This window comes from Paraburkholderia unamae, from assembly GCF_003268775.1.
Lineage (GTDB): Bacteria > Pseudomonadota > Gammaproteobacteria > Burkholderiales > Burkholderiaceae > Paraburkholderia > Paraburkholderia unamae.
This window is the reverse complement of sequence record NZ_QLSU01000014.1, coordinates 147,921-162,958: the sequence shown is the minus strand read 5'-3', so window position 1 is coordinate 162,958 and position 15,038 is coordinate 147,921. Positions and strand designations below refer to the sequence as shown.

The following is a 15,038-nucleotide window of genomic DNA, read 5'->3' as shown; positions in this document are numbered from 1 at the left end:
TCCAACGGAGATCGCCACCATGGACCTGACCTCCCTGATCGTTCAGGCGCTGAGCAACGGCGTCATCATCGGACTGCTGTATCTGCTGATGGCGGTGGGCTTCACACTCGTTTTCGGCGTGATGCGTATCGTCAACTTCGCGCACAGCGAGTTCTACATGCTCGGCGCGGTCGCCGCCTACGTGTTCGTGTCCGACTGGCACCTGACGTTCTATGCCGCCGTGCTGCTCGCCTTCGTCGCGGCCGTGCTGTTCGGCGGGTTCGTCGAGTGGGTCGTGCTCAAGCCGTTTCGCAACGACGAACTGAACGGCATGATCGCCACCATCGGGCTCGGCATGATCCTGCAAAACCTGGCGCTCATCGCGTTCGGCCCCGACCCGCAGTTCATGCCGCCGGTAGCCGTGGGCGCGGTGAGCCTCGGGCCGGTCATGCTGCCCGCCTCGCGCCTCGTCGTGGTCGGCTGCTCGGCCGCGGCGCTCGCCCTGCTCTACGTATTCCTGCGCTGGACGCGCTGGGGCCGCGCGTTGCGGGCCGTCGTGCAGGACATGGAGATCGCCACGGCGCAAGGCATACGCGCGCGCCTCGTCTATCCGCTCGGCTTTGGCCTCGGCGTGGGGCTCGCCGCGGTGGCGGGCGCGTTGATGGCGCCGCTCTTTTCGGTGTCGCCCTTCATCGGCGCGACGCCCATGCTCAAGGCCTTCATCGTGGTCATTCTCGGCGGCCTCGGCAGCATTCCCGGCGCCGCGCTCGCCAGCCTGCTGCTAGGCGTGGCGGAGAGTCTCGGCAGCACGTTTCTCGACGGCAGCGTTTCCGACATCGCGATCTTCGGGCTCGTGATGGCGATCCTGATCATTCGTCCCACCGGCCTCTTCGGCCGCTCCACGGCATGAAAACCAAACCTCTTTCCAACCGCGCGCTCGCGGGCGGCGGCGCGCTCGCGCCCAGTTCCGCGCCGCCGCGCCGCGGGCTCACGCACCGCACGGCGCTCATCACGCCCGTTGCGCTCGTGCTGCTCGCCGCCATCCCCATCGTGCTGCAACGGCCCTTCTATCTGCACCTCGCCGTGCTCGTGGCGATCAACGCCATTGCCGTCACAGGGCTCGCCATTCTCACGCGCACGGGCCAGGTGTCGCTGTGCCACGGCGCGTTCGTCGGCATCGGGGCTTATGTCTGCGCGCTCGCCTCCATGCGCCTGAACCTGCCGTTCGCGCTCGCGGCGCTGTGCGCCACGGTGTGCGCCGCCGGTGTCGCGCTCCTGCTCGGCTTCGTCATGCTGCGCCTGCGCGGCGTGTACTTCGTTCTGCTCACGTTTGCGTTCGGCGAGTTCGTGCGGCTCGTCATGCTCGCCTGGGAGAGCATGACGGGCGGCGCGAACGGCATCGCGGGCATTCCGCCCGCCTCGCTGTTCGGCTTCGCGCTCGACTCCAGCCTGTCGTTCTACTGCCTCGCGGCCGGTCTCGCGCTGCTGTCGATCGGCGCGCTCGTCGCGTTGTTCCGCTCGCCCGCCGGTCACACGATCGAGGCGGTCGGCGAAAACGCGGCGCTGGCCGAAGCGAGCGGGCTCGGCGTGCGGCGCACGCAGCACTTCGCCTTCACGGCGGCGGGCGCGTTTGCCGGATTGTCGGGCGCGCTGCTCGCCCCGTATATCGGCTTCGTTTCGCCCGAGAGCTTCCAGTACGGCCTTTCGGTCAGCCTCATCATCATGCTGGTGGTGGGCGGCCGGCGCTATGCGCTCGGGCCGCTGGTGGGCGCGCTCATCATGACGCCGCTGCCCGAACTCTTTCGCGGCGCGGTGCAAACGCAGAACATCTTCTACGGCTGCGCGCTCATCCTGATCCTGCGCTTCATGCCGCAAGGTCTCGCGAGCGTGCCGGGTCGTTTTGCCGCTCGTTTTGCTGCCCATTTCCGTCGTCCGCAGCGAGGTGCGCAATGAACGGCACAACCCACGCCCCAACCCACGCCCCCGCGCCGCTCCTGCGCGTGCAGGGCCTGTCCAAACGTTTCGGCGGCCTGCGCGCCGTGCAGGATCTCGGCTTCGATGTGGCCGCCGGTGAAACCGTGGGCCTCATCGGCCCGAACGGCGCGGGCAAGAGCACCGCCTTCAACCTGATTTGCGGCGCGCTCAAGCCGAGCGCGGGCACCGTGCATCTTGGCGAACACGACATCACCGGGCTTGCGCCCAGCCGCGTCGTGCGCCTCGGGCTCGCGCGCACGTTCCAGTCGGCGGCGGTGTATCCGCAGGTGAGCGTGGCCGAGAACCTCTATCGCGGCGCGATCTCCACGCTGCCCGGCTCCGTATGGACGCAGTGGCGCGGCGGCATGCTGCAACGCGCGAACCTCGAACGCCTGCGCCACGAAGTGGACGAGGTGCTGGAACTCACGGGGCTCGGTCCCGTGCGCGACACCCTGGCCGGCGCGCTTCCATACGGACTCCAGAAGAAACTCGGCGTGGCGATCGGCATCGCCACGCGCCCGCAGTTGCTGCTGCTCGACGAACCGGCCGCGGGACTGAACCCCGAAGAGTGCGTGGCCTTCGGCGAACTGCTGCGCACCCTGCGCGCCGAGCGCAAGCTCACGCTGCTGCTGGTCGAGCACCACATGGCGCTCGTCATGAGCCTGTGCGACCGCATTGTCGTGCTCGTGCAGGGCCGCAAGATCGCTGACGCGTCCCCCGCCGGGGTGCGCGGCGACGCCGCCGTCATCGAAGCCTACCTGGGAGCGCCCGACCATGCGCACGCTTGAAGTCAGCCGCCTCGCCGTGCACTACGGCCAGATCGAAGCGGTGCGCAACGCGTCGTTCGAAGTGGCGCAAGGCGAGATCGTCGCCCTGATCGGCTCGAACGGCGCGGGCAAATCCACCACGCTCAAGGCCGTCATGGGCCTCGTGCCCGCCGCCTCCGGCGACATCCTGTGGGACGGCGAATCCGTGCGCGCGCGCGGCGCGGCCCAGCGCGTGACGCGCGGCATCGCGCTCTCGCCCGAAGGCCGCCGCCTGTTCGCGGACATGACGGTGCTCGAAAACCTCGAAGTGGGCGCACACACGGTGCGCTCGCGCGCGGTCAAGCAACGCACGCTCGACGAGATCTACGCGCTCTTTCCACGCGTGGCGGAGCGCCGCCGCCAGCAGGCGGGTTCCCTTTCGGGCGGCGAGCAGCAGATGGTCGCCATTGGCCGCGCGCTCATGGCGCAGCCCGCGCTGCTGATGCTCGACGAGCCGTCGCTCGGTATTGCGCCGAAGATCGTCGCCGAAATCGCCGAGGCCATCGAACGCCTGAACCGCGAACGGGGCCTCGCCGTCCTGCTCGTCGAGCAGAACGCGCGGCTCGCGCTCAAGCTCTCGCGGCGCGCCTACGTTTTCGAACAGGGCGCGATCACACGCAGCGGCACGGGCGCGGAGTTGCTGGCCGACGCCGACGTGCAAAAAGCCTTTCTCGGCATCTGACCCAAGGAAACGAACACGATGAAATCGAATGACGAACTGAAGCCCATGCTGATCGACGGAGAGTGGGTGCGCGACGACAGCCACGCCTTCGAGTCGGTGAATCCCGCGAATGGCGCGGTGAACTACCGCGTGAGCGCCGCGGGCGACACGCAGATCGCCGCCGCCGTGCAAAGCGCGCGCGCAGCCGCCGCCTCGAAAGCGTGGCGCACCATGCTGCCGCATGTGCGCGCGCGCGTGCTCGCGAAAATCGCCGACGGCATCGACGCGAATGCCGCGGAACTCGCACAGCTTCAGATGATCGAGAACGGCAAGGTGTGGAAGGAGTGCCTCGCCCAGGTGGCGAGCGCCGCCTCGACCTGGCGCTACTACGCGGCCGTCTGCGAGACGCTCGGTGCGGAAGTCACGCCCTCGCGCGGCGACTATCTTTCGATGACCGCCTACGAGCCTTATGGCGTCGTGGCCGCCATCACCCCGTGGAACTCGCCGCTCACCATGGAAGCGCAAAAGGTCGCGCCCGCGCTCGCGGCCGGTAACGCCGTGGTGCTCAAGCCCTCGGAAATCACGCCTTCCGCGGCGCTGTGCGTCGGCCGCATCGCGCTCGAAGCGGGGTTGCCGCGCGGCGTGCTCAACGTGGTGCCCGGCACCGGCGCGCTCGCGGGCAAGGCGCTGGTCGCGCATCCCGGCGTGGGCATGGTGTCGTTCACGGGCGGCACCGCGAGCGGGCGCGCCATCGCGGGGGTCGCGGCGCAGCGCCTGATCCCGGTCGGTCTCGAACTGGGCGGCAAGTCGCCGCATATCGTGTTCGCCGACGCGAATCTCGACGCCGCCGTCGCCGGTGTGGTGGACGGCATCTTCGAAGGCAGCGGCCAGTCGTGCGTGGCGGGCTCGCGTCTTTTCGTGCAACGCCGCGTGCTCGGAGCCGTGGTCGAAAAACTCGCGCAGCGCGCGCGCGCCCTGCGCGTGGATCTGCCCGACGCCGAAGGCGCGCAAATGGGGCCGGTCGCGGGCTTCGCGCATCGCGCGCGCATCGAGTCGCTCGTCGACGCCGCGCGTGCCGAAGGCGGTGAAATCGTGTGCGGCGGCGCGCGCCCGGACGACGCGCGGCTCGACGCCGGCTCGTTCTACCTGCCGACCATCGTCACGGGGCTCTCCAACCGCGCGCGCACCGTGCAGGAAGAGATTTTCGGCCCGGTGCTGTGCGTGCTGCCGTTCGACGACGAAGACGATCTGATCGCCCAGGCCAACGACACCGTGTTCGGCCTCGCCTCCGGCATCTGGAGCGCCGACTACCAGCGCGCATGGCGCGTGGCGCGCGCGCTCGAAGCGGGCACCGTCTGGATCAACACGTACAAGCAGCTTTCGATCGCCACGCCCTTCGGCGGCTTCAAGGAAAGCGGCATCGGCCGCGAGAAAGGCGTGAGCGGCGTGCGGCTCTATCAGCAGTCGAAAGGGATTTACTGGAGCATGAATCCGGCCAATGTGCCGGCTTGATAGCGACTTGATAGTCTCATTCAGGCGCTCCCGATTCCGCATTTTCCTTGCAAACCCATACGGATTTCAATTGATGACCCAACCCGCTTCTCTCGTTCTCGGCTTTATCGGTGTCGGCGTCATGGGCGAGCCCATGTGCCGCCATCTCGCCACCAAAAGCGGCGCGCGCGTGCTGGCGTGCGACCGCAACCCCGAGCCGCTCGAACGGCTCGCGCAGCACGGTGTCACGCGCGCCAGCGTCGAGCAGATCGCCAACGAGGCGTCCATCATTTTCCTTTCCCTGCCTTCGGGCGAGGCCGTGCGCTCGGTCGTATGCGGCGCCGATGGCAGCAACGGCGAGGACGGCCTCGCCGCGCGCCTGCATGAAGGCCAGTGCGTGGTGGATCTCTCCACCTCGTCGGTCGACATCACGCTCGACGTGGCCGAAGCGCTCGCTCGCCGCCACGTGCGCTTTGCCGACGCCCCCGTGATGCGCACGCGCGCCGCCGCCGAAGCCGGCACGCTCGCCGTGCCCGTGGGCGCCGACGCCGACCTGTACGCGCGCCTCGAACCGCTGATCCGCACCTTCGCGAGCGACGTGCTGCACGCGGGCAAGGTGAGCGCGGGCCAGGTGGTGAAGATCCTCAACAACATGGTGCTCTACGAAACCGTGCTCGCACTGGCCGAGGCCGCCGCAATCGGGCGGCGCGCCGGTGTCGATCCGCAGGTGTTGTTCGACGCGCTCTCGAAAGGCTCCGCGGACAGCTTCGCGCTGCGCAACCACGGCTTCAAGGCGATCCTGCCGCAAGCGTTTCCGGAAAAGGCCTTTCCGGTTTCGTACGCCCGCAAGGACGTGAGCTACGCGGTGGCGCTCGCCGAGCGCGTGGGCGTGGACGCATGCGGCGCGCGCAATCTGGTCGAGACGTTCGACCGCGCCATTGCCGCCGGGCATGGCGAACGGTACGCACCGGCCATCAGCCTGCTCTTTGAGGGAAAATAACGCTTTCGCTCTCCATCACGCCTTGCCCATGACCCAGGAAACCGCCACCCCGCCCAAAGACGCAGAAGGCGTCGCCGCCGTCGACCGCGCGCTCGCCATCGTGGCCGCCGTCGAGGGCGCGGCCGCGCCGGTTTCGTTGTCGGAGCTTTCGCGCCTCACCGGCCTGTACAAGAGCACGATTCTGCGCCTCGTGGCCTCGCTGGAAAAAGGCGCGCTCGTGGTGCAGCGCCCCGACCTCAAGTACGAGCTCGGCCCGCTCGCGTTCCGGCTTGGCCGCGCCTACGACGCGAGCCACCCGCTGCGCGAGCGCGTGCTCGAAACGCTCGACCGGCTGGTCGGCCAGGGCACCGAAAGCGCGTCGTTTCACGTGCGCTACGATGAGGAACAACGGCTGTGCCTGTTCCGCGTCGACTCGCGCCATTCGACGCTCGACAACGTCAACGCGGGCGACCTGCTGCCGCTTGGCCGCGGCGCGCCCGCGAAAGTCATCAACTACTACTTCGGGCGCGCATGCGCTTCGCTGCCGAAAGACACGCCGCTCGTCTTCACCTCGTTCGGCGAACGCAACCCCTCGTGCGCGGCCGTATCGTGCCCGGTGTTCGGCAGCGGCGACCAGTTCGTCGGCGCGCTGTCGCTTTCCGGCCCGCTCGAACGCTACTCAGAAGAAGCCATCGCCCACATGACGCCGCTGCTGCTCGCAGCGGGCCGCGCGCTCAGCGAACGCCTGGGCGGCCGCTGGCCCGCCGCATGACGGGCGACTGAGAGCCGGCTGAGGGGCGATCGAGCGGCGCGCGAGACTTCAATCCAAACCTTCATGACGACAACAGACCTGCCCCAATACACGGTTCACGCGCTGCGCTTCGCTCGCATGCCGCGGCCGCGCCGCCACAATTTCATGTACCTCGAAGACCACGACGGCCCCATGCCGCTCGACTTCTTCGTCTGGCTGATCCAGGGACCGGGGACCACCGTGCTCGTGGATACCGGCTTCGGCGCGCGCAGCGCGGCGAGCCGCAAGCGCGAGCTCGACCACTGCCCCATCGAGGCGCTCGGCGCACTCGGCGTGGCGCCCGCCGATATCACCGATGCCATCCTCACGCACCTGCACTGGGACCATGCGGGCAATCTCGACAAACTGCCCGCCGCGCGCATTCATATTCAGGACGCCGAAGTGGAATACGCGACCGGGCGCTGCATGTGCGAGCCCTACCTGCGGCGCGCGTATTCGGTCGACGACGTCTGCGACCTCGTGCGGCGCGTTTATGAGGACCGCGTGCAATTCCACGCGGGCGACTGGACGCTCAAGCCCGGCATCGAAGGCGTATTCGTGGGCGGCCATACGCGCGGCCTGCAAGCCGTACGCGTGCATACGGCGCGCGGCTGGATCGTGCTGGCTTCCGACGCCGCGCACTACTACGCCAACCTCGAGCAGAACAACCCGTTTCCGATCGCCGCCGACGTTGCCGCGATGCTGGCGGGCTACCGCAAGCTGATGGCGTTGGCCGATTCCCCCGATCATTTCATTCCGGGGCACGACCCGCTGGTGCTCGAACGCTATCCGCTCGTGGAGGGCGCGGGGTTGAAGATCGCCTGTGTGTCTTCGGACTGCGTGAGCGGCGCGGTGGGTGAGCGCGCACCCATCTGAGCCGCAAGCCCAGGCAATCCGTCACCCCGATCCGGCGGCGTCGTTGTGCGACGCCGCGAGCCGCTTCGATGTCGCGCGACTTGCGTGCCTCGTTGCCGTGTTTTCCCTGAAACGAACTATATTTATCGAGGTAGTGCCCAGTATCTGGCTCGAAGCAGGAGGTGGACGATGAACGTTCATGCCTGGCCCGCGCTGGCGGCTGTTCTCGGCATTGCCGCCATGTCCGGTGGAATGGCGGCTGCGCAGCAGCGCCCCGCAGCGGTCGAAGTTCCCCTTGCGGCTACGCCGCAAAACGCCGGGAAAATTGCGGTGGCGACGTTGATGCCGACCGGCCCCGCGACCACCCAGGTCATGCTCCTCGTGAGCGGCCTGCCCTCCGAAACCGCACGACCCGCGACGATGTATTCATACATCTACCCGGGCACCTGCGCAAATCTGGGGCCCAAACCGGCGTTCGATCTGAACCAGCACGTCCTGCTCGACGAAACGCGACCGATGCAAATCTGGAAAAGCGTTCCGGCCGCGATGTCCGCACTGCGCTCGGGCAACTACGCGATCGTGCTCAGGGCGAGCCCGGCGGACGGGTTTTCAAACCTCTTCTGCGGCGACCTCGGCCACTCTGCCTGACGGCTTCGCGAGGTTTGCCCAGACTGCCCGGCGCGACAGATCCGCACGTTCCCCGTGCGGACTGAGGATGCTTGCGCTAATTTCACCTTTCTCGTATGCTTCAATACCATATGTATGAGTTACATGCGTCGATAACTTGCATCGGTATGGAGCGAGAATGGCCGAATTGAGCATCAGACTGTCAACGAGTCCGCGGGCGCAGCGCCTGCTGATCTGGTGGGGCGTCGCCTTCGCGGTGATCTTTGCCCTCGCATGGGGCTTCCTCATCCGGCTGCTGCCATTGCCGGCCGCGACCTGGCCGCCGGAGCAGGTCGCGGCCTTCTATCAGGCGAACACGATCCCAATCCGCATTGGCGCCACCATTTGCTCGTGGACCGGCGCGTTCATGGTGCCGATCGCCATGGTCGTATGCGTTCAGATGTCGAAGCTGGAAACGGGCTGGCCAATCTGGTCCGTCCTGCAACTCGTGGGCGGCGCGCTCATGTCGATGTTTCTGGTATTCCCGCCCATCCTGTGGGGCGCGGCGGCCTTTCATCCGGATCGCGCCGCGTACGCCACCGCGCTCATTCACGACCTCGCCAACCTGACGCTCGTCACCACCGACCAATACTTCATCTTCCAGATGGTGCCGATCGGCTGGCTCGCGTTGAAGGCCGGCACCGCGCGCAACGGCGCGTTTCCACGTTGGTTCGGTTTCCTGACCATCTGGATCGCCATCATTTTCGAGGCCGGCGCGTTTGCCTTCATTCCCCGCACGGGGCCCTTCGCATGGAACGGTCTGTTCGTTTTCTGGTTTCCCCTCGTGGGCTTCGGTATCTGGATTTCCGTCATGTGCACGCTGTGCCTGAAAGCGATCACGCGCCAGGAGTGCCAGTGTGGCTAAGGCGAGCACCGTTGCCGCCTGCGAGGAACCGCGCGACGCCACGCCCGCCATGCACGCCTTGCGCGCTTCGCCGCGCATACCGGGCGAGCCCGGCGTCTGGGTGCTGATATTCGGCGACCTGATGGTTTTCGCGGCCTTCTTCCTGTGCTTCGCGCTGGCGCGCTCCAACGCCCCCGCCGCTTTTGCCGCCGACCATCTGCTGCTGGACCGGCGCCTGGGTCTGCTCGGCAGTCTGCTTCTGCTTTCCAGCAGCCTGTTCGTCGCGCTCGGCATGCATCGGTTGCGCGAGCAACGTCCTGGCGCCAGGCGCCATTTCGGCATTTCGATCGCGCTTGGCGGCGGCTTCGTCGTCTGCAAGCTCGCCGAATACGCGCAGAAGATCCATCGGGGCGTAACGCCGCTCACGAGCGACTTCTTCATGTACTACTTCACGTTCACGGCCATTCATCTGCTGCACGTGCTGCTGGGCCTCGTGGTCCTCGTCCTCATGCGCGCTTCCGCGCGGCCGCCGCTAACGGCGCAACGTTTCCTTCTGATCGAGAGCGGCGGGCTGTTCTGGCACGTCGTCGATCTCCTGTGGATCGTGCTGTTCGCCCTGTTCTACCTGCTGGGAGGCGCGCGTGGATAAAACCGGGCGGCGTCTGATCGTCTGGTGGGCCGTGCTCGTCGCTGCCACCATCGCATCATGGGAAACCGGCGGCAATGCACTGGCGTTCGGCGTTGCGCCCGCGCTCGTCATCGTGGTGCTGGCCTTCGCCAAAACGGCGGCCGTGATGATGCAATTCATGGACGCACGCACCGCGCCCTGGCCGCTGAAATTCGGCCTCGCGGGCTGGACATTGGGCGTGGGCACCGCCGTGGCCGCGATCTGGCTGTCAACCGCAAGCGCGTCACCGTGAACACGCGCATCGACCACCACACGATCAGCGCTCCTGGCTGGGCGCCACGCCGAACCGCCGCCGGTAGGCGCGCGTAAAACTCACGGAGCTATTGAAGCCCCAGGCCATCGCGATTTCGATGATCGACTTGTGGCTGAGCAACGGGTTTACGAGTTCGGCGCGGCAGCACTGCAAGCGCATCTCTCGAATCATCGCGCCAACGGAGGTGGCCGCCGAATCGAAACTCGCGTGAAGATGGCGTAGCGACACGCGGCAATGCTCCGCCACCTTCGCGGTATCGAGTTGCGGGTCGGACAAATGTGATTCGATAAACGCAAGCGCCTTCATGCGTATGCGCTCGTGCGCGTGCTTGCGCGCGCGGCGGCCCGGCTCCTCGCAGCCGCTCGCCTCCCGCGCCACGACGCCCACAGCGTTGATCAGCACCGGTCCGAACGTGAGCGCCTGTGCATTCGTCAACGCGCGCCCCTCGGCGAGCAGCGACTCGATGAGGTTGCGCACCACCCGGCCCGCCCCCGTATTCGAGTCGATCGGCACGGCGCAGATATCGTCGATATGCGGCACCTGCTGGCGCAGCAGCGCATTGGGCATCTTGATGACGAGTTCCGAATAGATGTGGTTCGGCGCAACCCCGCACGTGCCCTCAGACGGCGCCGCCGATGAAATGAACACGAAGTGCCCCGGCTGCACCACGTTTCGATGCTGGCGTTGCGAGATTTCCAGCGCGTCGTTCAACGGCAGCACGAGAAAGACATCGTCGGCGGGCTGGCAGCGGATATGCCGCCGGGTGCGCATGCCGCCGCGAATGCCCTGCCCGTCGAAGCGAAATATTTCGACCGCGCCCAGTTGAACGCCGTCGAAGCGCATCGAAAACGCGGCCCCGCCTTCGATGGTGTACAGATCGCTCGAGCATATCGACGACGTGAAGCGCGCCCGGAAGGTGTCGATGTTGCACGCATCGTCATGCGTCTCACTGCGAGATTCCAGCATGTCCAGCATGATTGGCTCCCGTGGGCGCGACCGGCGTCTTTCCCGCAACCCGGTCCTCAAACCGGCGCGCCGCGCGAGGCCGTGTGCCTGAGCATGCCGAGTTTCGAAACCGGCATGATGCCGGGCGGCGCGCCGATCACGTCGGGTATGCGGTTAAAGAGGCTGGACGCACTGTAATGCGCCTGATCGTCGCGCTCCACCCGGATACGCGAAACCGGCTTGCCGTCGATCTCCCAGAGCGTGTGCTCGACCTCGCCGGGACGCAACAGCCGTGGCTCGATCCTGGCGCTCACGCTCACGCCCTGCGCCGTTTCCAGTTCGATGACAAGGCGCGTGCCGACGCAAACGCCGGGCTCCAGTTCTCGCTCAAGCAGTTCGCAGTAAATCGGCGTGTCGAACAAGACCGGCTCGCGACGCTCGCTCACCTGCGTGACGTCGTAACCGAGCGCGGCCATGACCTGCCACGGAATCGTTTTGTAATAGCCGCCTATTTCTCCGGCCACCTTGACCATGCGTTCTTCGTATTCGTCGACGCTCATGCCGACGCCGCAAATCAGCATTTGCTCCCGGCCCATGCTCTGCGCGTCGGAAATGCTGGAATGACGCAGCGCGCGAAGCTCCGTGCAAGGACCGGCGGCGGCAATGCCCATCCAGATGCGCGACATGTCCCAGATCCCGCCGCCGGTGAACGTCACCCGGTTCGCGCGCGCGAGGGCATCGATTTCGGCGGCGAGCACCTTGTCCACCGCGCGTGGATAATAGGCCTCCGCACCGTGGCAAAGCACATTGAGGCCCGCTTTCATCAAGCGACGGTAGGCGGGCATGTTCTGCGCCAGCCGGTTGGTCGTGGTCACCACGCCGATATCGGCTTGCACACCGGCATAGTCGGCTGTCTCGCAGTCCTGCACCGGCACGCCAAGGTCATAGCCGAGCCCGGCGAGCCGTCCCACATCCTTGCCGATCTTGTCCCCCGCGCGGTTGTAGGCCGCCACGATCGGCCAGCCCTTCTCCACCGCGAAGCGGACGATATGTTGTCCGAACTGACCGACGCCATACACCACGATTCGAGGCACACCTCGGGTTTTCGCTTGCATTTCAATGCTCCAGCAGCCGTTGAAGTGAGGCTGTGACTGAGGTTGTGTCCGGGTTCGTACCGGGCGGCATGCCAGCGCCGCCGCCCGGCTCGCAACCTTGCGATCCGCTATGCGGCTAGGCCGCTTCGGCGGCTTCAGGTGTTTCGGCCGCGAGTATCACTTCACCGGTGTCGCCGTTCACGGTAATGGTCGCGCCGTCCTGAATGCGTTGAATGGCATTGGGAATCTGCACGGCCGGCAAGCCATATTCTCGCGACAGGCAGGCTGCGTGAGACAGCACGCCGCCGGTTTCGGTCACGATGCCGCTGATGATCAGGAACGCGGGCGTCCAGCCCGGATCCGTCGCGTTGCAAACGAGAATCTCGCCGTTCTGGATCGTGCCGATCTTGTCGAGCGTCTTGACCACGCGTGCGCGGCCCGTCACGACACCGCGGCTTTGCTGAATGCCGCGCAGCCGGTTGGGATCGCTCCCGTCGTCGAGCCGGCTCGGATCGTGAGCGTTGCCCTTCACGAGATAAGGCGGCGGGCTCCACTCCTTGTGGTGATAGGCGTCGAAATTCTTCATGCGGCCCGCGATCTTCGCGCGCGCCAGGGTCATGTTGGCGTGCCCCTCCAGCACGGCGAACAGTTCCTCCTTGCCCAGGAAATAAAAGTCGCGCTCGCCCGTGAGGATGCCGCGCTCCTTCAGGCGCCGGCCGACTTCGAGGAACATGAGCTTCTGGATATACGTGTGCTTGTCGTACGAATACCGTTCGAGATCGCGCTCCACGAGAAACGTGCTCACATATTCCAGAACGACCTTGAAGGCCTGCACCTTGATCGGCCCGAGCGCCTGCTGGGCGATGCTGCGCGTCACGTCCTCGATCACGGCGGCGCGGCGAGCGTTGGTCTCCTTTTCGCGCTTGTGCGGGCTGTCTTCCGGGTCGGCCGTCATGAGCGCCTGAATGGCCCGGTAGTCGACAGCGGGACTTTCGCCACGGCGGACCCAGTAGATGTCGCGGTCGCTATGGCCGCGATGCGGATGCTCGGCGGCAAAGGCCTCGTAATCGGTCAGGAACGCGCGCCCCTCATCCGACTGCGCGAGCTTTGCGAAGAACGCCTCTTCCTTGTATTCGTCGAAACATGCCTTGAGCGCCGGGCTATTGCGGATGCGCTGGGTGAATTCCCACAGCGCCTTGTTTTCCCGCGACGTGGGCGTTTCCCCGGCCGCGCCGCTGATCAGGTCGACCATCGCCGTGGGATTGTCGCCCCGGTACCATTTGGCCACGAGCCATGCGAGCATATTGATGGCGTCGCGCAGGTTGTAGAACCAGACGGTGATTTCGTCGTCGTATAGCTGCTCGTCGTAAAGCCACTGGAGGATCGTACGCTTGAGCGTCTCGTCGTCGAGATTTCTCAGCGCATGGCGGTCGAATGCCTTGGGATTCCACTTTTCCCGCTGGAACCACGTCTTCATGACATGCGCGCGGCAGCCGATATAGGCCGTCATGGGATGAAGCTGAAGCCGCGCGACCATCTTCAGGTATTGGGTCCACGAGAACGGCGCGTTGACGATTTCATCGTGCGCCTGCGGCTCGATAAAGCGCGTGCCGCCCCAGCAAAACGGGCTGTTGCGCGCGTGCGGAATCATCGTGTGGCGTGCGAAGGCCTTTTCCGTCGCCGTGTTGTAATAGATCGCGCTGCGGTAATACTTGAAGTGCTTGAGATTGAAATCCCCTTCCTTCAAGCCATACACCTTGAGCTGATTCGTGTACGCGCGATCGTAGGCCCACGCGCGCGTGGTATAGAACAGCGGGCAATTCGCGCCGGTCAACCCCTCCTCGGCCCACGACTTTTCCCAGATCGTGCCGTCCTCGTCTTCTTCTTTCTCGGGAAGTTCGATGTCCTCTTCCCATGCGAAGTTCACGCCCGTCACCGGGCGCGATTGCAGCAGGTAAATGACGTTGCCCGCCAATGCCCATTCGATGTCCTGCGGCAGGCCCTGGCTGTGCGCCTCGACGCGCCGCCCCAGGTCGCCAAGCAAGGCCAGTTGCTCCACGTCGAGGCTGAATTGATCGCGCCGCGCCTGCGCGGTCTCCTCGTGGAGCGTGCCGCCGCCCGCTTTCCGGCGAATCAACGACTGCTTCGCGCCCAGCGTTTGCGCCTTGACGGAAAGATTGCGCTTTCTGAGCAAGAATTCATCGGGTGTCACGATGCCGCTCACCACCGCCTCACCCAGGCCCCAGCTCGAATTGATCAGGATTTCGTCGGTCCGCTCGCTCAGCGGGTTCGCCGTGAACATCACCCCGGCCGCATCGGCTTCCACCATCACCTGCACGACCACGGCGAGCGCCTCGGCGAAGTGGTCGAAGCCGTTCGTGTGGCGATAGGCGACCGCGCGCGCGGTCCACATCGACGCCCAGCAACGGCGCACCGCCTCCAGCAGGGCCTCGCCCCCCTTGATGTCGAGATACGTATCGTGCAGGCCGGCAAAGGAGGCCTCCGCCAGATCCTCGGCCGTGCCGGAGGAGCGCACCGCGACGTAGGGCTGCGCGCCGCCCGCCAGCTCGGCAAGGCGCGCATAGGCCGCCAGGATTTCCGACGCGACCTGCTCGGGCATTGGCGTCGCTTCGATCAACTCGCGAATCCCGGCCGTGCGCTTCGCGAGGTCATCGGTGTCGTCGTAGCGCATTCCTTGCACGAACGCGCCGATCCGCTCACGCACCGTGGCCGAAGCCAGCATGTGTGCATACGCCTGCGTGGTGATCGTGACGCCCGGCGGCACCCGAAAACCTGCCTGACTCATCAGCGCAAGATTGCGCCCCTTGCCGCCGACGAGCGCGCCGTGCGACGCCGGGTCGTCGAACCCGAGCACCATTGGCGCGCGTTGCGGCGCGTGCGCGTACCCATTGCCCCCGGATTCGACCCCGGCCCCTTGTTGTTGCGCTTCATTGATTCGCATGATCTGGATGTCTCCCGTTCGCTGTTTCACAACCCGGCTCATCGTTTTGGC

The 15,038-nt window shown here is 66.2% G+C and carries 15 protein-coding genes; 12 read left to right on the top strand and 3 right to left on the bottom strand.

All coding sequences use genetic code 11. The features are described 5' to 3' along the window. The first annotated feature begins 19 nt into the window (after positions 1-19). The 12 genes from C7401_RS23360 to C7401_RS23305 all read left to right on the top strand — a co-directional run bounded on the left by C7401_RS23360 (position 20) and on the right by C7401_RS23305 (position 9,965). Positions 20-889, top strand: coding sequence for a branched-chain amino acid ABC transporter permease (locus C7401_RS23360; protein ID WP_112173774.1), 870 nt, complete (start codon positions 20-22; stop codon positions 887-889). After that, positions 886-1,932, top strand: a complete 1,047-nt coding sequence (locus C7401_RS23355; RefSeq protein WP_112173773.1) for a branched-chain amino acid ABC transporter permease — start codon at positions 886-888, stop codon at positions 1,930-1,932. The genes C7401_RS23360 and C7401_RS23355 overlap by 4 nt, the downstream gene beginning before the upstream one ends. Further along, positions 1,929-2,741 (top strand): ABC transporter ATP-binding protein, encoded by an 813-nt coding sequence (locus C7401_RS23350; protein ID WP_112173772.1) that lies wholly within the window; start codon positions 1,929-1,931, stop codon positions 2,739-2,741. Before C7401_RS23355 ends, C7401_RS23350 begins: the two co-directional genes overlap by 4 nt. Beyond that, positions 2,728-3,441 (top strand): ABC transporter ATP-binding protein, encoded by a 714-nt coding sequence (locus C7401_RS23345; protein ID WP_112173771.1) that lies wholly within the window; start codon positions 2,728-2,730, stop codon positions 3,439-3,441. Before C7401_RS23350 ends, C7401_RS23345 begins: the two co-directional genes overlap by 14 nt. Positions 3,442-3,459: 18 nt before the next feature. Beyond that, positions 3,460-4,932 carry an aldehyde dehydrogenase gene (locus C7401_RS23340; RefSeq protein ID WP_181565662.1) on the top strand — a complete coding sequence of 491 codons (1,473 nt, stop codon included), beginning with the start codon at positions 3,460-3,462 and terminating at the stop codon, positions 4,930-4,932. Positions 4,933-5,005: 73 nt separating this feature from the next. Next, entirely contained in the window at positions 5,006-5,911 is a 906-nt protein-coding gene (locus C7401_RS23335) for an NAD(P)-dependent oxidoreductase (RefSeq protein ID WP_112173770.1), read from the top strand. A 28-nt stretch (positions 5,912-5,939) separates the two neighbouring features. Continuing rightward, a complete protein-coding gene (locus C7401_RS23330) occupies positions 5,940-6,662 on the top strand; it encodes an IclR family transcriptional regulator (RefSeq protein WP_112173769.1) in 723 nt (240 codons plus the stop codon). A 63-nt stretch (positions 6,663-6,725) separates the two neighbouring features. Further along, positions 6,726-7,556: an N-acyl homoserine lactonase family protein gene (locus tag C7401_RS23325; RefSeq protein WP_112173768.1), complete on the top strand. Its 831-nt coding sequence runs from the start codon at positions 6,726-6,728 to the stop codon at positions 7,554-7,556. A gap of 168 nt (positions 7,557-7,724) precedes the next feature. Further along, complete coding sequence (locus C7401_RS23320; RefSeq protein ID WP_112173767.1) at positions 7,725-8,183, top strand: hypothetical protein; 459 nt, start codon at positions 7,725-7,727, stop codon at positions 8,181-8,183. Between the two features lie 157 nt (positions 8,184-8,340). Further along, entirely contained in the window at positions 8,341-9,066 is a 726-nt protein-coding gene (locus C7401_RS23315) for a hypothetical protein (RefSeq protein WP_112173766.1), read from the top strand. Continuing rightward, positions 9,059-9,694: a cytochrome c oxidase subunit 3 gene (locus C7401_RS23310; protein ID WP_220092841.1), complete on the top strand. Its 636-nt coding sequence runs from the start codon at positions 9,059-9,061 to the stop codon at positions 9,692-9,694. Before C7401_RS23315 ends, C7401_RS23310 begins: the two co-directional genes overlap by 8 nt. Further along, complete coding sequence (locus tag C7401_RS23305; RefSeq protein WP_112173765.1) at positions 9,687-9,965, top strand: hypothetical protein; 279 nt, start codon at positions 9,687-9,689, stop codon at positions 9,963-9,965. Before C7401_RS23310 ends, C7401_RS23305 begins: the two co-directional genes overlap by 8 nt. Positions 9,966-9,989: 24 nt before the next feature. Here the strand turns inward: C7401_RS23305 and C7401_RS23300 are convergent, their stop codons facing one another. The 3 genes from C7401_RS23300 to C7401_RS23290 form a co-directional block, all read right to left on the bottom strand. Continuing rightward, entirely contained in the window at positions 9,990-10,961 is a 972-nt protein-coding gene (locus tag C7401_RS23300; protein ID WP_112173764.1) for an AraC-like ligand-binding domain-containing protein, read from the bottom strand. A 47-nt stretch (positions 10,962-11,008) separates the two neighbouring features. Beyond that, positions 11,009-12,046, bottom strand: coding sequence for a hypothetical protein (locus C7401_RS23295; RefSeq protein WP_146757979.1), 1,038 nt, complete (start codon positions 12,044-12,046; stop codon positions 11,009-11,011). Positions 12,047-12,161: 115 nt separating this feature from the next. Further along, a complete protein-coding gene (locus C7401_RS23290) occupies positions 12,162-14,987 on the bottom strand; it encodes a PEP/pyruvate-binding domain-containing protein (protein WP_181565661.1) in 2,826 nt (941 codons plus the stop codon). Positions 14,988-15,038 lie beyond the last annotated feature (51 nt).